Origin of the sequence: Streptosporangium sp. 'caverna', from assembly GCF_003203775.1 — a bacterium.
Taxonomy (GTDB): Bacteria; Actinomycetota; Actinomycetes; order Streptosporangiales; family Streptosporangiaceae; genus Streptosporangium; species Streptosporangium subroseum.
Map to the genome: position 1 here is coordinate 8545775 of NZ_CP029711.1, position 17241 is coordinate 8563015.

General features: G+C 67.1%; 19 protein-coding genes and 1 riboswitch. Of the genes, 8 read left to right on the plus strand and 11 right to left on the minus strand.

Going from position 1 to position 17241, the window contains the following annotated elements; all coding sequences use genetic code 11:
- Window positions 1–21: 21 nt before the first annotated feature.
- Complete coding sequence (locus tag DKM19_RS36835) at window positions 22–996, plus strand: pirin family protein (RefSeq protein ID WP_110702259.1); 975 nt, start codon at window positions 22–24, stop codon at window positions 994–996.
- A 245-nt stretch (window positions 997–1241) separates the two neighbouring features.
- On the opposite strand, the gene DKM19_RS36840 is transcribed toward DKM19_RS36835, so the two are convergent.
- From DKM19_RS36840 to ngcE, 6 genes are all read right to left on the minus strand, one after another.
- Window positions 1242–1802, minus strand: a complete 561-nt coding sequence (locus tag DKM19_RS36840) for a superoxide dismutase family protein (RefSeq protein ID WP_110702261.1) — start codon at window positions 1800–1802, stop codon at window positions 1242–1244.
- Window positions 1803–1911: 109 nt separating this feature from the next.
- Complete coding sequence (locus DKM19_RS36845) at window positions 1912–2202, minus strand: 4a-hydroxytetrahydrobiopterin dehydratase (protein ID WP_110702263.1); 291 nt, start codon at window positions 2200–2202, stop codon at window positions 1912–1914.
- Window positions 2189–2791 carry a hypothetical protein gene (locus tag DKM19_RS36850; protein ID WP_110702265.1) on the minus strand — a complete coding sequence of 201 codons (603 nt, stop codon included), beginning with the start codon at window positions 2789–2791 and terminating at the stop codon, window positions 2189–2191. The genes DKM19_RS36845 and DKM19_RS36850 overlap by 14 nt, the downstream gene beginning before the upstream one ends.
- Before the next feature lie 98 nt (window positions 2792–2889).
- The gene (locus tag DKM19_RS36855; RefSeq protein ID WP_110702267.1) at window positions 2890–3783 is read right to left on the minus strand and encodes a carbohydrate ABC transporter permease; all 894 of its coding nucleotides are present in this window, start codon (window positions 3781–3783) and stop codon (window positions 2890–2892) included.
- Window positions 3783–4694: a carbohydrate ABC transporter permease gene (locus DKM19_RS36860; protein WP_110702269.1), complete on the minus strand. Its 912-nt coding sequence runs from the start codon at window positions 4692–4694 to the stop codon at window positions 3783–3785. The genes DKM19_RS36855 and DKM19_RS36860 overlap by 1 nt, the downstream gene beginning before the upstream one ends.
- A gap of 6 nt (window positions 4695–4700) precedes the next feature.
- Window positions 4701–6158 carry an N-acetylglucosamine/diacetylchitobiose ABC transporter substrate-binding protein gene (gene ngcE / locus DKM19_RS36865; protein WP_110702271.1) on the minus strand — a complete coding sequence of 486 codons (1458 nt, stop codon included), beginning with the start codon at window positions 6156–6158 and terminating at the stop codon, window positions 4701–4703.
- Window positions 6159–6488: 330 nt separating this feature from the next.
- On the opposite strand from ngcE, the gene DKM19_RS36870 reads away from it, so the two are divergent.
- The 6 genes from DKM19_RS36870 to DKM19_RS36895 all read left to right on the plus strand — a co-directional run bounded on the left by DKM19_RS36870 (window position 6489) and on the right by DKM19_RS36895 (window position 10666).
- Window positions 6489–7136, plus strand: coding sequence for a class II aldolase/adducin family protein (locus tag DKM19_RS36870; protein WP_110702273.1), 648 nt, complete (start codon window positions 6489–6491; stop codon window positions 7134–7136).
- Window positions 7137–7141: 5 nt separating this feature from the next.
- Window positions 7142–8356, plus strand: coding sequence for a DUF4032 domain-containing protein (locus DKM19_RS36875; RefSeq protein ID WP_110702275.1), 1215 nt, complete (start codon window positions 7142–7144; stop codon window positions 8354–8356).
- A gap of 151 nt (window positions 8357–8507) precedes the next feature.
- Window positions 8508–8888, plus strand: coding sequence for a roadblock/LC7 domain-containing protein (locus tag DKM19_RS36880; RefSeq protein WP_110702277.1), 381 nt, complete (start codon window positions 8508–8510; stop codon window positions 8886–8888).
- Window positions 8889–8892: 4 nt separating this feature from the next.
- Window positions 8893–9843, plus strand: coding sequence for a MarR family transcriptional regulator (locus DKM19_RS36885; RefSeq protein WP_110702279.1), 951 nt, complete (start codon window positions 8893–8895; stop codon window positions 9841–9843).
- 58 nt (window positions 9844–9901) lie between these two features.
- On the plus strand, window positions 9902–10282 hold the full coding sequence (locus DKM19_RS36890; protein WP_110702281.1) for a roadblock/LC7 domain-containing protein: 381 nt from the start codon (window positions 9902–9904) through the stop codon (window positions 10280–10282).
- Between the two features lie 12 nt (window positions 10283–10294).
- Window positions 10295–10666: a hypothetical protein gene (locus DKM19_RS36895; protein ID WP_089205892.1), complete on the plus strand. Its 372-nt coding sequence runs from the start codon at window positions 10295–10297 to the stop codon at window positions 10664–10666.
- Between the two features lie 47 nt (window positions 10667–10713).
- Here DKM19_RS36895 and DKM19_RS36900 read toward each other — a convergent pair whose 3' ends face one another.
- A complete protein-coding gene (locus DKM19_RS36900) occupies window positions 10714–11574 on the minus strand; it encodes an alpha/beta fold hydrolase (RefSeq protein WP_110702283.1) in 861 nt (286 codons plus the stop codon).
- Between the two features lie 127 nt (window positions 11575–11701).
- Complete coding sequence (locus tag DKM19_RS53125; RefSeq protein WP_110702285.1) at window positions 11702–12409, minus strand: hypothetical protein; 708 nt, start codon at window positions 12407–12409, stop codon at window positions 11702–11704.
- Window positions 12410–12631: 222 nt separating this feature from the next.
- Window positions 12632–12780: riboswitch (cyclic di-AMP (ydaO/yuaA leader) on the minus strand.
- 258 nt (window positions 12781–13038) lie between these two features.
- On the opposite strand from DKM19_RS53125, the gene DKM19_RS52825 reads away from it, so the two are divergent.
- On the plus strand, window positions 13039–13923 hold the full coding sequence (locus tag DKM19_RS52825; protein ID WP_110702287.1) for a lytic polysaccharide monooxygenase: 885 nt from the start codon (window positions 13039–13041) through the stop codon (window positions 13921–13923).
- A 131-nt stretch (window positions 13924–14054) separates the two neighbouring features.
- On the opposite strand, the gene DKM19_RS36915 is transcribed toward DKM19_RS52825, so the two are convergent.
- From DKM19_RS36915 to DKM19_RS36925, 3 genes are all read right to left on the minus strand, one after another.
- Entirely contained in the window at window positions 14055–14882 is an 828-nt protein-coding gene (locus tag DKM19_RS36915) for a DUF4253 domain-containing protein (RefSeq protein ID WP_110702289.1), read from the minus strand.
- A 315-nt stretch (window positions 14883–15197) separates the two neighbouring features.
- Window positions 15198–16445 carry a formamidase gene (fmdA, locus tag DKM19_RS36920; protein ID WP_110702291.1) on the minus strand — a complete coding sequence of 416 codons (1248 nt, stop codon included), beginning with the start codon at window positions 16443–16445 and terminating at the stop codon, window positions 15198–15200.
- Between the two features lie 107 nt (window positions 16446–16552).
- On the minus strand, window positions 16553–17197 hold the full coding sequence (locus tag DKM19_RS36925) for an AmiS/UreI family transporter (RefSeq protein ID WP_110702293.1): 645 nt from the start codon (window positions 17195–17197) through the stop codon (window positions 16553–16555).
- Window positions 17198–17241 lie beyond the last annotated feature (44 nt).

Here is a 17241-nt window from a genome sequence, read left to right on the forward strand (position 1 = left end):
CATCGTAGGAAGGGATCCAAGATGCCAGCCGTGACCGTAGAGAACCCGCTGACCCTGCCCCGCCTGTCGCAGCCGCTCGACGCGGTGCGGGAGCGTGAGGTGCTGACCATCACCACCGCACCCAGCGGATTCGAAGGAGAAGGCTTCCCGGTCCGCCGTGCCTTCGCCGGCATCCACTACCGCCATCTCGACCCGTTCATCATGATGGACCAGATGGGCGAGGTGGACTATCAGCCTGGGGAGCCGAAAGGGACCCCGTGGCACCCCCACCGGGGCTTCGAGACCGTCACCTACATCATCGACGGCATCTTCGACCACCATGACAGCCAGGGCGGCGGCGGCACCATCACCAACGGCGACACCCAGTGGATGACGGCCGGGTCCGGCCTGCTCCACATCGAGGCGCCGCCGGAGCACCTCGTCATGTCGGGCGGTCTCTTCCACGGGCTCCAGCTATGGGTGAACCTTCCGGCGAAGGACAAGATGATGCCCCCGCGCTACCAGGACATCCGCGGCGGCACCGTCCAGTTGCTGACGTCTCCGGACGGCGGTGCACTGCTGCGTGTCATCGCCGGCGAGTTGGACGGCCACAAGGGGCCGGGCACCACGCATACGCCGATCACCATGATTCACGCGACGATCGCGCCGGGCGCGGAGATCACGCTTCCATGGCGCGAGGACTTCAACGCTCTCGCGTACGTGCTCGCCGGGCGCGGTTCCGTAGGCGCAAAGCACCGGCCGGTGCACCTGGGCCAGACAGCCGTGTTCGGTGCGGGCTCGTCGCTGACCGTTCGGGCGGACGAGAAGCAGGATTCGAATGCGCCGGATCTTGAGGTCGTCCTTCTCGGCGGTCAGTCGATCCGAGAGCCGATGGCGCACTACGGACCATTCGTCATGAACACCAAGGAAGAGCTTCAGCAGGCGTTCGAGGACTTCCAGAAAGGGCGGCTGGGCACGATCCCGGCCGTGCACGGAATGTCTGAGGGCGGACTGTAAGGCTCGCTGGGACCACATGCGAACGAGCCCCGCCTGGAGATGGACGGGACTCGTTCGCGCTTGCCGCCTGGTTCGGTTCGTCTTGTCCGCCTGATCGCGGGCGAGGTCGGCGAGTTCACCGGCGAGGCCGGATCCGGTGGGAACCACGCCGGATCCGAAGGAACCGCACGCCACGGCACCCTCGGAGCGAGGCCGTGCGGGGCTCTCATGCCGCGGCGGCCTCGAAGCGGGAGCCGTGCGGGGCCCTAGACCTCGGCGAGGGTGACGCAGGCGATCCGAGCTCCGGCGGTGCCCGCCTGGGTGCCGGTGGTCGCGGTCTTCTCCGCGTGGATCACCAGCGACCGGGGCAGCCGGCCGGAGACGAACGCCCAGTCCTGGGTGGCGATGGCCGTGGCATACCCCGAGGCGTCGGTGGTGAGGTCGAGCCACACCTCGTTGTCCGCGCTCGCATGGGTGTGGGCGTGCTGGTAGTGCGGGCCCGCGTCCTCCGGCTTGAGCCCGCACGGGTTCACGTGCAGGTGCACGCCGTACGTCCGGTTGGGCAGCAGGCCCGCGACCGTGACCGTGGAGGTGGCGAGCACCGCCCCCGATTCGGCCGTGGCATTGACCGAGGCCCCCGCGGGCGCCAGGGCGGTGTCGTAGACGATCGCCGAGGCCTTGGGCCTGGCCGCGACGAGCGTGCCGCCCCCGGCCAGGCGGATCGCGGAGGCGGCCGGGCTGTGCGTGGGCGGATGGGCCGCCGGCGCCTGCTGGCCGCAGGCCACGGCGAGCAGGCCGACGGCGACAAGAACACCGAGAATGCGCATCCGGCATCTCCTGATCAGAGGGGGCAGAAGCAGCGCCCACTCTAATCAGTAATCATGCGATCACTCATGGTATTCATATTTTTCCGTCCGGACACGGCCAACGAGAGCGTCAGGTGTGGGGCACGGCGATCTCGTCGATGCGGGCGGCGAGGGTGAAGTCCGCGTCCGTCAGACCACCGGCGTCGTGGGTGGTGAGCGCCAGGTGCAGGGTGCGCCAGCGGATGTCGATGTCGGGATGGTGGTTGAGCTTCTCGGCCTCGACCGCGATCTCGTCCACGATGCGGATCGCGGCCGGGAAGTCGCGGGCGGTGATCTTACGACGGATCTCGTCGCCTTCCCGCCGCCATTCGGGCACGCCGGTCAGTCTCTGGTTCACCGCGGAGTCATCAAGCAGGTCCATCGGCCCAGGAGATCACGTTCTTGGCGAAGACGCCAAGCCGGGGCAGGTTTCCCGCGCGCCGGGCCATGGCCATGACGCCCTGGGCCATGGACGTGGCGTGGGTGCCCTTGTCGAGGGCCTGCTCCAGCTCCGGCAGGAGGCCGGGCAGGCGGGCGAGGCTCCAGTCGTGCCACGGTGACAGGCGGGTGCCGCCGCTGTCGGGGTCCTCGGCGCGGTAGGCCGCCAGGATCGGGCACTCGTCGTGGATCCGGATGAGCCATGCCTCGATGTCGGCGTTGAGGGCCGCGATCCGGGAGGGCGCGGCGTAGAGCCAGCCGTCCTCGCCGATCCGGTCCGGCTCGTCTCCGGTGGCGGCGTAGGCGCGGATCACCGAGCCGTGCAGGAACAGGCCGCTGGCAGCCAGCAGCTGGCGTCCCTCGCACCAGTCGACCGCGGTGCGCAGCGGGGCGGGGACGGTGCCCACGATGACCTCACGTTGCGAGCTCGTGGGCTCGCGGCCGAAGCGCACGTGCACTTCCGCCCACATGTAGTAGTCGGCCTCCCCGGCTCCGAAGAACGGGAAGGGAAAGACCTGTTCCGGGTAGGCCATGAGTGAGCTTCTCCGAGGAGAGGGGGTGGGAGTCGTTCCGAATAAGAACGACTCCCGACGACCCCGCTGGGATTACCGGCGAAGCGACACCGTTACGGCTATTTGACGGCGCCCGAGGTGAGACCCGACTGGATCTGGCGCTGGAAGATGATGTAGATGAACATGACCGGGATGATGGCGATGCTCAGCGCGGCGAACATGCCGGGCCAGTCGGCCTCGTAGCCGGCGCTGGTGGAGATGTTCGCGACACCCTGGGTGATCACCCACTTGTCCTCGACGTTGCCGGACAGCAGCACGATCGGCAGAAGATACTGGTTCCACTGGCCCAGGATGTTGAAGATCGTGATGCTGATCAGGCCGGGCTTGGCCATCGGCACCATGATCTGGAAGAACGTCCGGGTGTGGGAACAGCCGTCCATCATCGCCGCCTCGGCCACCGAGGTGGGCAGCGTCTTGAAGAACGCCGACAGGAAGAAGACGGTGAAGGGCAGCGAGTAGGCGGTGTAGACCAGGATCAGGCCGAGGTGGGTGTCGATCAGGCCGAGGTTCCTCACCACGAAGAACAGCGGGACCAGCGCGAGGAACACCGGGAACGTCATGCCCGACACGAACAGGAAGTAGATCGCCCTGTTGCCGGGGAAGGCGTAGCGCGCCAGCACGTAGGCGGCCATCGAGCCCAGCAACATGGTCGCGGCCGTGCTGCACGCCACCACGAAGACGGTGTTCAGCATGTACTGGCCGATGTGGGCCTTCTCCCAGGCCCGGCCCCAGGAGTCCCAGCCGAAGGAGGACGGCAGCGCGATGGCGTCGCCGAAGATCTCCGTGTTGGTCTTGAAGGAGGCCAGGAACGTCCACACGATCGGGCCGATGATGAGAATCGCCCAGATCAGCAGCGCGATGTGGGACATGGCGCCGAAGACGCCCAGCGGGTTCTTCCGCTTCTTGGGCTCACGGGGAGGGGCAGACGGCCGCTGGGCCGAATCCGTAACCATCAGAACTCGATCCTCTCGCGCCGGGTCACGCGCAGGGTGATCGCCGCGAACGTGATGGTCATGAAGAACAGCGCCACGCCCATCGCCGACGCGTATCCGAACTTGGAGAAGCTGAACGCCGTGCGCCAGATCTCCAGCGGAAGCACCGTCGTGGAGTTGTCGGGCCCGCCGCGGTCGACCGAGAGCACCTGGACCAGGGCGAAGGCGTCGAAGGCGGCGATGCCCAGGTAGACCCAGGCGACCTGCATGGTGTCCCACAGCAGCGGGAGCGTGATCCTGAAGAACAGGGTGAACCGGCCCGCGCCGTCCAGCGCGGCGGCCTCGAACACGTCCTTGGGGATGGTGGACATACCGGCCGAGAACAGGACCACGTAGAAGCCGACGGCCTGCCAGACCATCACGCCGATGATCGCCAGCAGGGCGATGTCCGGATCGATGAGCCAGCCGACCGGGTCGACGCCGATCTTGCCGAGCAGGCCGTTGATCACACCGGTCTCGTCCGGGCGGTAGATCGACTGGAAGAGCACGCCGACGATGGCCACAGCCAGGACCTGGGGCAGGAAGAAGATCACACGGTAGACCTTCGAGCCCCAGACTCCGGTCATCTGGCCGCCCTTCTGCCCTCCCCCCAGATTGAGGAGGAAGGAGAAGAACAGCGCGATCACAATGGTGACGAGCGGCATGACAAGCAGCAGAACACCGTGGTGACGCACCGCGGCCCAGAAGACCTCGTCGTCCCATAACCGGGAGAAGTTCTCCAGGCCGACGAACTGAGGATTTGCCGAGATGCCCTTCCAGTTGGTCAGCGAGATGTAGAAAGCCTGGACGTACGGGCTGACCACGAAGACCACATAGAGGAGCACCGGCGCGGCGAGAAAGCCGACGATGAACGGATACCTGCCGTGCCGCATTGCTGCCTACACCGTCCGGTTCTGCTTGGTGATGGACGAGTCGGCCTTGGTCTTGTCGGCGGCCTTCTGCATCTTGTCGCAGAACTCGTCGGCGGAGATGCGGCCGAACATCAGCGCGTTGGTCTGCTTGCGCAGCTCGGTCTCGAACTCCTTGTACCAGTTCTCGAAGCTGCTGTAGGTGACGATGTTCTGGCCGGCGGCGGTCTGTGCGGCGCTGAGGCTGGCGTTGCCGGGTGAGAGCTCCAGGCCCTCGGCGGCACCGGTCACGACGGTGATGTTGCCGGACTTCTCGGTGAAGCCCTTCGCACCCTCCTTGGAGAGCATGATGCGCAGGTACTCCAGGCCGCCCTTGGGGTTCTTGCCCTTGGCGGGGACGAGGTAGGCCTCACCGGCGGCGGCGCGGATGGCCTCGAAGGGCATCTTGTCGGCGGCCGTGACGCTGGGGGTGGGCGTCAGGGCGTACTTGAAGGTGTCAGGCGTCTGACCCTTCTGCTCGTTCTCCAGCCAGGAGCCCGAGGGGTAGAGGGCGACCTTGCCCTGGTTCTGGCGGGTCTGCACCTCGGTGTGGATCAGGCCCTCGAAGGACTTGTCCATGAACTTGCCGATCTCGGCCCACGCGGCGGCGGACTGCTTCATCGAGTCGCGCTTCCAGACGCCGTCGACGAGGTTGTCGACGTCGAGCAGGAGCTGGTTGCCCTCGATCTTCGCGGCGGAGATGAGGATCATCCAGTAGGCGTAGTAGGAGGCGTTCTTGCCCGCGTAGGCGAAGGGCGCGATGCCGGCGGCCTTGGCCTTCTCGCAGAAGGCCTTGAACTCGTCGAAGGTCTTCGGCGGGGTCCAGCCGTTCTTCTCGAACAGGGCGGAGTCGTACCAGAGGCCGTAGGCCGAGAAGACGTAGTTCATGAGGTACGGCTTGCCGTCGATGAGGCCCGACTCGACGGTGCCCGGCGCGACCGTGTCGCGCACCTTCTTGCTCGGGTCGTCGATGGAGGGGGCGTCCCACAGCTCGGTGAGCTCCAGAAGCTGACCCTCCTGCTGCAGGGCCGCGTTGTCCATGAGGTCGGTGCCGGAGTTGGCGATCATGTCCGGGACGTCGCCGCTGGCGAAACGCGGCTGCAGGGTCTGCGCGATCTGCTGCGTTCCGACGTGCTTGATCGTCGCCTGCGGGAAGGCCTTCTTGTACAGCGGCTCGTGGACGTCGGTGGCGTAGCTGTCACCGAGGCCACCCTTGAAGATGACCACCTCGAGCGGGGCGTTGGCGGCGACTCCGAACGGGTTGGCGGCCGAGACCGCGCCTCCTGCGGACGGAGCGGCGGAGGCGCTGGCCGCGGGGGCCTCGCCTCCGCTGGTGGCGCAGGCGCTCAGCAATCCGGCACCGGGGCCGGCGATCAGAGCGGTCAGGCCGATCCGGCGGATCATCTGCCGCCGGGTGATAGCTCCTGGCGTACCGGCCGAGTTGGACATGTAACCCTCCTGAGCGGGGGATCAATTAGGAAAGTTTCCTAAACGTTTGCCCGAAGGTACGTACCTCCGTAGTCCAGCGTCAAGAGGTCTCAGCCGGTCTAGACCGAGCCGTGATGTCCTCGCGACATATCCGGTAGCAACCAAATGCCAAAGAAGCGCAATCTCAGGACAAAAGGTCACAGACCACTCGATATCCCCTGCAAGACCGTTGACTCAACGCTCCCAGGAGAGTAAGGGATCTGCGGCTTCTCGCCGACAATGGGCAACAACCGGTCTAGACCAGATAATGAAGGTTTGCCGCCCATCACCGCAAGCCCTTACTTTTAGAACATGTTGCTGGGGGACGAACGACGACTGCTGTGCGAGTACGGCCGCCGAGCCTCCGGGACCGGTCTGGTCATCGGAACCTCCGGCAACCTGAGCGTCCGGGTGGACGACCTGGTCGCGGTGACACCCAGCGGAATCTCCCTGGACCGGCTGGAGCCCGGGGACTGCCCGATCGTCGACGTCGAGGGCCGTCTGGTCGAGGGAGAGCTGCAGCCGTCCTCCGAGACCCCCATGCATCTGGCGGTCTATACGGCCACCGGCGCCGGCGCCATCGTGCACACCCACTCCACCTTCGCCACCGTGATAGCCACGACCATGACCGAGCTCCCGCCGATCCACTACAACGCGCTGCTGCTCGGCGGGACCGTCAGGGTCGCGGACTACGCCACCTACGGCACCCCCGAACTGGCCGCCAACGTCAGGGAAGCCCTCAAGGACAGGCGTGCCGTGCTGCTGGCCAACCACGGCGGGGTCACCTTCGGCGACGACCTCGGCGCCGCCTTCGAGGCGACCCGGCTGCTCGAATGGCTCTGCGAGGTCTACGTGCGGGCCAGGAGCATCGGGGAGCCCCGGGTGCTCACCGAAGAGCAGCTCTCCGCGGTGGTCCAGCGAGCTTTCCACCCGCCCACATTTCCCCGTCGCGAGGATTGACTTCCATGCCCCTCCAGCTCACCGGCGCCCCGAGCGACCCGGATCTGATCCGCCTTCCCTGGGACGTCCCGCTGGAGGAGTGGCCGGCGCATCACCTGGTCTCCCTGCCCCGCGGCATCTCCCGGCACGTGGTGCGCTTCGCCCGGCTCTCCGGCAAGGTCTACGCGATCAAGGAGATCAGCGAGTACTACGCCAAGCGGGAGTATCGCCTCCTGTGGGACCTCAGCCGGATGGACACCCCCTCTGTCGAGCCGGTGGCCGTGGTCACCGGGCGGACCGACGCCAACGGCGAGGCGCTCGACTCCGCGCTCATCACCCAGCACCTGCAGTTCTCCCTGCCCTACCGGGCGGTCATGTCGGGCACGCTCCGGCCGGAGACGCTCAACCGCCTGATGGACGCGCTCGCCGTGCTGCTGGTCCGGCTGCACCTGAGCGGTTTCTACTGGGGCGACTGCTCGCTGTCGAACATCCTGTTCCGCCGGGACGCGGGCTCCTTCGCCGCCTATCTGGTCGACGCCGAGACGGGTGAGCTCCACCCCATGATCAGCGAGGGCCAGCGGCTGTACGACATCGAGGTGGCGCACACCAACATCTTCGGCGAGATGCTCGACCTGGAGGCGGGCGAGCTGCTCCACGCCTCCATCGACCCGGAGGAGGTCGCCGACTCGATCTGCGAGCGCTATCACGCGCTCTGGAGCGAGCTCACCTCCGACGAGATCATCGAGGAGGTCGACTGGCACATGATCGACCAGCGGATCCGCCGGCTGAACTCGCTCGGCTTCGACGTCGCCGAGATGATGGTCCGCCGCAAGGCCGGCACCGGACGGCTGATCGTCCGTCCCAAGGTCGTGGACGCGGGCCACCATCAGCGCAGGCTGCTGCGGCTCACCGGCCTGGACGTGGAGGAGAACCAGGCCAGGCGGCTGCTCAACGACCTTGACTCCTTCCGGGTGTCGTACGGCCTGCGCCACGAGGACGAGGCGATCGTCGCCCACCGGTGGCTCGCCGAGGTCTTCCAGCCGACGGTGCAGGCCGTGCCCCAGGAGCTGCGGGGCAAGCTGGAGCCGGCCCAGCTCTTCCACGAGGTGCTCGACCACCGCTGGTACATGTCGGAGCAGGCCGGAAACGACGTCGGCCTGCCCGCCGCGGTGGATTCTTACGTGAAGAATGTTCTTATTTTCAAGCCGGACGAGAAGGCACTTATCACCGAGTCCATCTAGGTGAATTTCCACTCGGAGTGCCTATCCTTCTATCCGGTTATTGAATCCTGTCCCTCCTTCTATCGGAGTTGCGAGTAGGGCACTCAACTCCGGCGGGCTTTCCCTACGCTGTCCGGGCGACCTCTTGAAAGTCGTTGGCGAGGGAGAGCCCGTGCTCGGAATCGAAGACTGTTTGGCCGAGGTCATGGCCATACCCGGTGCGCTGGATGCGGTTCTGATCGATCAGACCAGCGGGATGGCCGTGGCGACCGGCGGTGGGAGCCGTCACACCGACGCGGAGAAGTCAGCCGCGGGATTGAGCGAAATCCTCCGCGCGACATTGGACGGGCTCGCCGTGGCCTCCCCCGGTGGAACAATCCGAATCCGCGACATGATCATAACCACGGACGAGGGACACCATTTACTGAGACCGCTGGAAACGGTTTTCGATGGTCCTCTGGTCATTCATGTCAGGCTCGATCTGAACCGCTCGAATCTGGCTCTGGCCCGCCATCGTCTTCAGGCGCTGTCCGACTGCCTGATAACGACGTGAATCCATGCAGAGCGTCGAGAACATACTTAGCGGGCTCGCCGACGATCGGGCCACCGGCTCGCTGCGTCTGGGTAAGGCCGGAACGTTCTACCTCACCGACGGCCGCGTCACCTACGCCGAGAGCACGGCCGCTCCCCGGGTGGAGGACCTTCTCACCGCCAGCCGCAGGATCTCCGCCCATGCCGTACGGCAGGCCAGGCAGGCCGCCGCCGAGGGCCGGTGGGGCGGCGAGCAACTGGTCGACAAGGGCGTGCTCACCAGGGGCGAGCTTGAGTTCTGCGTGCTGAACGCGGTGCTCGACGCCGCCTACTTCCTGTGCGACGCCACCGGGCACCGGCCGCGGTTCCGGCCGGGAGAGCTGCACTGGCTCGGGCCGCAGTGGTACTTCGAGGTGACCGGGCTGTTTCGGGAGTGCAAGCGAAGGAAGGCACGGTTGGACGAGGCCTGGCCGTCCGCGGAGCTGGACGCGCTCCCGGTTGTCCCGCTGGGACGCATCACCGCCCAGCGGGTGGTGCTGACCCCCATGCAGTGGGAGGTGCTGGTCGGCGCCGACTCGGCGGCGTCTCCCGCCGATCTGGCGCAGAAGCTGGGCCGCCCGGCCTACTCGGTGCTGCTCGCCGTACGGCAGCTCGCCTCGTCCGGGCTGCTCCGCCTGCCGGAACCCGAACCCGGAGCCGTGCCCGCCACCCCGGCGAGATCCGTCAAGCCGGCCGTCCCTTCTGCCCCTTCCGCACCCGGCATGCCCGCCGCGCCGGATCCGCCCGCTCCCCTCGCCACCCCGCGACCGCCCGACACACCCGACCTGCTGCCCAAACGGACACGCGGCGACACGAAGATCCCCGACGCCGGTGCGACCTCCTCTGGATCATCCGACTGGCTCCCCGCGGCGACGGGGGACCCGACCGACCTGAACCTGCTCATCCGGCTGAGGAACGCATTGGAGGCACTGACGTGAGCTGGCTCCGATGCCGATAAGGCCGCGGAGGCTGAAGTTGATTGGAAGGAGGATTCCGGTGGAACTCCGTGACACGGTACGCCAGGAGATGATGCTGCTGCGTGCGCGCATGCCCGATGTGGACGGATGCGTCGCGTGCAGCGTCGACGGCCTGACGATAGCCGGTGACCTGGGCGAGAACGCCGAGCAGACCGGCGCGCTCTCCTCCGCGCTCCTGGCTCTCAGCCGCCGTATGACGAGCATGGTCGACAAGGGCACCTTCGAGGAGACGTTGATCTCCGGCACCAACGGCTACGCGGTCTTCTACGCCGCCGGCCCCAAGATCGTCCTTACAGTCCTCGCACGCCCCGGTACCAACCTCGGGCTGCTCCGGCTGGAGGGCCGCAAGACGGCGGCGAACCTGGCCGCCATCACATCTCACATGTCGGTAACTCAGTGATCGGAGCCTGGAATGGGCAACATGGACATCTCCCTCAAGGAGATGATGGCGATCGACGGCGCCATCGGCGCGGTGGTCGTGGACTACAACAGCGGGATGGCGCTGGGCGCGCTCGGCGGTTCCAAGGACCTTGACCTTCAGGTCGCGGCGGCGGGTAACACCGAGGTCGTCAAGGCCAAGATGCGGACCATGGAGTCGCTGGGCCTCAAGGACGGCATCGAGGACATCCTCATCACCCTCAGCGGCCAGTATCACGTGATCCGGCCGCTCGCCGGCAGGAGCGGCAAGGGTCTCTTCCTCTACCTCGCGCTCGACCGCGCCCGGGCCAACCTCGCACTCGCGCGGCACTCCCTTCGCGGCATCGAGGAAAAGCTCGAGGTCTGATCCTCCGGTACGGCTTACGCCCCGGGAGGCGTAAGCCGTACCGGAGCTCAATCTTCGGCGGCCGCGGTGAGCTCGCCGATCGCGCCGACGAACTCGGGCCAGAGCGGGCGGGGCAGATCGTGCCCCATGCCGGGGAAGGTGACGAGCTTGGCTCCGGGGATCGCCTCCGCCGTGGCGATCCCGCCGGAGAGCGGCACGAGCTGGTCGTCCTCACCGTGCAGCACGAGGGCGCGCACCGTGAGCTCCTTGAGCATCGGCGCGCGGTCGGCGGAGGCCGTGATCGCGGCGAGCTGCCTGGCCGATCCGGCGGGATCGAAGGACCGGTCGTAGCTCAGCCCGGCGAGCCTGGTGGTCCGCTCACGGTCGAGCGGATATCCCGGGGAGCCGATGACCTCCCAGGTGGCCAGCGCCCGCTGGATCGCGGTCTCGCGGTCGGACGCGGGGGGCGCCATGAGCGCCGCCATCGCCGCCTGGGTGGGCCGGGCGGCCTCCGGGCTCGGAGTGGACATGATCGAGGTGAGGCTGTGCACCCGGTTCGGGTGGCGGATCGCCAGCAACTGAGCGATCATGCCGCCCATCGAGGCGCCGACCACGTGGGCCGACTCCCAGCCGAGCGCGTCCAGCAGCCCCGCGGCGTCGTCGGCCATGTCGTCCAGCAGGTAGGGGGCCTGCATGTTCTCGCCGAAAACGGGGGTGCCCGCGTCGTGGAGATGGGTGCTCTCACCGACGTCGCGATTGTCGAACCGTACGACATGGTGTCCCGCGTCGGCGAGGACCCCGCAGAACTCCTCGTCCCAGTGGATCATCTGGGAGCCGAGTCCCATGACCAGGAGAAGCGGGCGGCCCCGGGGGGAGCCGAAGGTGTCGTAAGCGATCTCGATGCCGTTCGCCGAGGCGCGCTGAGTCATGGCACTCCTACCGTGCTGGGTCCCGCGAATGTCCTGCCGATCCTGCGGAACAGAATGTCATTCGGTAGAAACGAGGACAAGAGCGGGAGTCCGGCGTCGTAGGCGCCCGGCCCGGTTGGGCCGCTGGTCAGTCGTTGACGACGTCGACCTTCGGGGGCGTGGCGGGGTTGTTGTCCTTGCGGCTCCACGCGCCGGTGGAGAACGCCATGGGGTAGTTCTTCTTGCCCACGCCGTCGCCCCACTTGGTGACCACGTACTGGACGTCGATGTGGCCCAGGCCTCCGTTGCCCTCCACGGCGAGCGTGTTGGAGTTGAACGTGCCGCCGGTCAGGTCGGCGAAGGTCTTGGCGTCGATGTCGATCATGATTCCGCTGCTGGAGGGCGTGCCGGGGCCGCGGTCGCCGACGAAAAAGGGGGCCTTCTTGCCCTTGTAGATGATGTAGCCCTCGGTGAACAGCGGCCAGCTCGGGCTGGCGATCATGCCCTTCTGCATCGGCTTGCCGCTCGCGGGCAGGCCGGTGTCCCCGGCGCGGCCGGAGGCGTCGTCCCAGAAGTAGGAGGCCTTGGTCGAACCCTTGAGGAGGGGGACGTCGGAATCGGGCTTGGGGGTGGGGCTCGACGCCTTGAGGCCCGTCGGTGCGCTGAGGCCCGCCGGTACGTCGAGGCTCGCCGGTGCGAGACCCGCCACGGCGGGGGATGCCGAGGTGGGGATCGCGTCCGCGCAGTACGCGGAGGCAGGGAGCGCCGAGGCGACACCGGCGGAGGTCAGGATGCTCGCGCCAAGGAGGGTGGCAGCGGCGAGACGGTTCTTATGCGGACTGAGGGAGAAACGCATGGAAGAGCCTCTTTCGCGAGGGAATGGGGCAGCCGCGTGCGACACACGGGGAGGAGGCACTGGCGGAGACGCGCTCACAGAACGGGAGGACGTAGCCGGATCAACCGGGCGCTACGCGGAGCACGTGCGGGAGGACACCGCTATCAGGTGCGGCGGAGGTGCTAGACGATCGACACGAACGGAAGATGCACCGGTACGAACATGACGCGGTGATCCATAGGGATCTCCTCTCCATCTCGTCTACCGGGTTAGCTGACGGGTTCGGGCGGTGGAGTTGCCCTACCGCCGCACGTTCGCGGCGGATTCACCCCAAGAAGTGGGCCCCCGGCTCCCGAGGCCCTACTGACCTTGGGATTCGACGCGGCTGGCCGCTCCTTCCGATGAAGGGCAGGTCGCCAACCGGTAAATGGGACACTACCGACCCAAACGGACAAAGCAAAGCAAAAGCCACGAAAGCCCCAGAAGATCTACCTGCAATCGTCAAGGAACCCTTACCGGGCAGACCTTGACCATCTTGCTCGCGGGCGTTAACTTCGGTGAAACTATTAGTAAAGTTACCTAATAGTTGACCGACGATCATCGCCTTGAAGTGCGATTTCTTCCTTTCCACCCCCGGGGGAGACAGTCTGATGAACAAGCGTAAGATCGCTTTGATCGCCGCGGCCGCCAGTGCGCCGGCCCTTCTCTCGACGGTGCTGATCACTTCCGCGCAAGCCCATGGTTCGATGGAATCCCCGGTCAGCCGGGTCTACGCGTGCTTCCTGGAGGGACCGGAGAGTCCCGACACCGCCGCGTGCAAGGCCGCGGTCACGACCGGCGGCACCCAGCCGCTCTACGACTGGAACGAGATCAACATCGGTGACGCCGCCGGCCGGCACCGTACGATCATCCCCGACGGCACACTGTGCAGCGCCGGGCGCGCCAAGTATCGGGGGTTCGACGCGGCCCGCACCGACTGGCCCTCGACCGCGCTCCCCGCGGGCGGCGCCTACACCTTCCGGTACAAGGCCACCGCGCCCCACCCGGGCACCTTCGAGGTGTACGTCACCAAGAACGGCTACAACCCCGCCCAGCCGCTGAAGTGGTCGGACCTGGAGACCACGCCGTTCCTCAAGGTCACCAACCCGGGCCTGGTCAACGGCGCCTACGTCATGCAGGGCCAACTCCCATCGGGCAAGAGCGGGCGCCATCTCATCTACTCGATCTGGCAGCGCTCCGACAGCCCGGAGGCCTTCTACACCTGCTCCGACGTGACCTTCGGCGGCGCCGTCTCCCCCAGCCCGACCCCGACGGTCACCCCCACCCCGACTCCCCCCGTCACCCCGAAGCCCACCCCGACCCCCACGCCCACCCCGACTCCCCCGGGTTCGGCGCAGGCCTGGCGCGCGGGCGTCTCCTACGCCACCGGAGCGCTGGTGACCTACTCCGGGGCCACCTACCGCTGCCTCCAGTCGCACACCTCGCTGACCGGCTGGGAGCCGTCCAACGTCCCCGCCCTCTGGCAGCGCCTCTGAAAACCTCGAGCCGCTGAAAAATCTCGGGCCTCCGAAAAACCCCGAGGAGGCCCGGCCCGAGGCGGCCGGGTCTCCTCGACGGCCTCCCGCACCGCCCGCGCGAGTGGTCAGGCGGGCAACGCGTCACCCGGTCAGTCCCACCAGAAGGACCAGGCGTTCCTGCCCTTGATCTGCTCCGCGTAGTCGATCAGCGTCCCGGCGCCCTGGGTGATGCTGTCGGGACAGAACGTCCAGTGTTCGGCGGCGACGTGCAGGGCGTGTTCCGAGGTCACCGGGGGCGCGGCGATGCTCAGGTCCAGGGTGTTGAATCCCATGCCGACCACCCGTGCCCCGAATCTGTCCTCCCAGCTCCGCACCACGGCGGCGAGCGGGACCATCCACTCGTTGTGGTTCAGGGCGCCCTGCCACCCCATGACGGCCAGCGCGTCGGCCCCCCGGTCGGCCGCGATCAGCCCGAGAGGGGTCCTGCGCTCGGCCACGAGCCCGGCGTACCAGTCGGCGACCACGCCGGGGTCGGCGGCGAGCTTGCCCGACGGGGCCGGACCCGGGCACTCGGGACCGAACGGGTCCAGCAGCTCCAGCTGGTCGATATGGGCCCTCGCGATCCAGTCCGCCCACACCTCGGCCATGAACGCCGCCGTGTGGTAGTGATCGATCTCGACCACCGTGTCCGGAGCGACCTGGCCCGTCGACCACGGCTGTATGGAGTCCTCCAGCAGCACCGGCCACAGACCCGAGTGCTCATGCTGTGCCCGGAGATCGGCCCACAGCTCACCCCGCACCGCCTCGTCACTGAGCCAGAACGCCGGACGGCGACGGATGGCCAGCTGTGCGTAACCGGGGTCGGGCCAGACCACATCCCCCGGCGGCAACTCCACCGAGAGCGTCCGCCCGTCACCTCCGTCGGCGAACAGCTGACCCAGCACTGGCGGAAGTTGCCCACGCTCGCATTCGTCCATCTCTACCGATCCGATCCTGACCACGGATCAATTTTGGCCTGTCAAGCGCCCCAAGGGACAGTTCTGCCCTGGGCCAGGCAAAAATTATCGGTATACCGCCGGATGGAACGAGGGGCGGGGGTGTCAGAAAGCTGTGTCCGCCGTCTGTCCGCCGTCTGTCCGCCGTCCACCGCTCCCACCCGCCGGGGCGACCACCGCCCCGGCGGGCCTCCTCGATGCGGGGTGTCGGAGGAGCACCGGTCACCCCCGGCCCACGCCGCGCCGACCAGTGCCGACCAGTGCCGACCAGCGGCGGTCAGCTGCGATCAGCGGCGATCAGGACGTCACGGCGCACTGCCCCCTGTCCTTCCTGACGGGTCCCTCCGCGTTCGGACGCACGTCGAAGTCGAATATCGCCGTCGGCAGGTAGAGGGAGCAGCACGCGTTGGGAATGTCGACGATCCCGCTGATCCGCCCCTCGATGGGCGCCGAACCGAGAAGCAGGTAGGCCTGCTCGCCCGTGTAGCCCCACTTCTTGAGGTATTCGATGGCGTTGAGGCAGGCCCGGCGGTAGGCCAGCGTCGCGTCGAGGTAGTAGTTCGTGTCCGTGTCGTGGTCGACCGAGATGCCGATGAACGACATGAACTCCGTGTAGCGCGGCTCGACGTTGCCCGGCATGAAGATCGGGTTGGTGGTGACGCCGTACTTCTCCATGCCGCCCTTGATGAGGTCCACCCGGAAGTCGATGAAGCCGCCCATCTCGATCGCGCCGCAGAAGGTGATCTCACCGTCGCCCTGGCTGAAGTGCAGGTCCGCTCCCGAGAGCTTGGCGTCCTTCACGTAGACGGGGTAGAAGACGCGCGCCCCGCGGGTGAAGTTCTTGATGTCGTGGTTGCCGCCGTTCTCCCGTGCGGGCACGGCGCGAGCCCCTTCGGCGGCGATCCGGTTCGCCAGGTCGCCGGTCGCCGCTCCGGCGAGGGCGTTGTCGGCCAGCGGCGGCAGGGCCAGTGCCGGGACCCTGCCGGGATCGAGGTCGATGAGAGCCCGCTCCCTCCGATTCCAGCTTGCGAGCAGCTCCGTCGACGGCGCGGTGCCGAACAGCCCGGGGTGAGTGATGCCGGCGTACCGGACGCCGGGCAGGTGACGGGAGGTCGCGTATATACCGTGGAAGTCCCAGACCGCCTTGTAGGCGTCGGGGAAGTAGTCGGTCAGGAAGCCGCCGCCGTTCGCCTTGGCGAACACGCCGGTATAGCCCCAGCCCTGTCCAGAAACATCACCGATCTGCTGGGGAACCGGCCCCAGGTCGAGGATGTCGACCACCAGGAGATCTCCCGGCTCCGCCCCCTCGACCCCGATGGGTCCGCTCAGCATGTGCGTCTGGGACAGGTCGACGTCACGCACGTCGTTGGCCGAGTCGTTGTTGCCTATCTGGGCGTCGGTCCAGTCCCTGCATTCGAGGCGGAACTCGTCTCCGGGGCGCACCATGGCGGCCGTGGGGATGTCGGGATGCCACCGGTTGTGGCCGGGTACGGCCTGGTCGCGCATTGACTTCGACTGGTCCACGCTGAATATGACTTTGGGCATGACGGGTTCTCCTCCTGGATCAGACGCACGACGATCGGATGCCGGAAAGCCGCATCACCTCCTCTCCCTCGCTCGGCCCGGCTCCCCTCCGGGTCGTCGCGAACGGTTCACCGATGGGCCTGACGGGCGGCGACGGTCTCTCCGTGAGCGGGACCCACCCCCTGTTTCCCGGTCCGCGGCCACAACGCGCCGAACACGATCACCCCGAACGCGACGAGGGTGATCGCGACGAGGTTCTGGTTCCAGCGCTGCCAGTAACCGCTGAGGAGGAGGAACGCCGGAATGGCCCCCGTGACCCAGCCCTCGATCGCCGTCACCCAGCCCGTGTAGAGGGTGAGGTGTTCCCGCTTCAGACCCAGCAGCAGGAAGAAGAGGAACCACAGGAAAGCCCAGTAGAGCCAGATGACGGCAAAAGGCCTGTCGTTGAGAACCTGGAAATTCGCGTACGAGTAGCCGATCGCCATGATGGCCACGAACAGCGAGAAGTAACCGACGCCCGTGGTGTCGAACTCTCCGAGCACACCGATCCCCACGTACAGGTAGGTGAAGGCGAAGAGGAAGAGGCCCGACGCGTTGAGAATCACATTCGTGTCGCCGTTGGCGGTGATGATCAGCACGAGAGGCGTGATCACCTGCAACACCCCGACGAAGAGATTGAAAACAGCCGCCGACCGCGGTTCGACCTTCCCCAGGAGCATCAGCCCGTTCATGAAGAGCACCGCACCGACGTAGAGCAGCCCGACGTTTCCCATCCGTGGCACCTCCTAGCGTCGGTGATGGGCGATCCAGGTGGGCA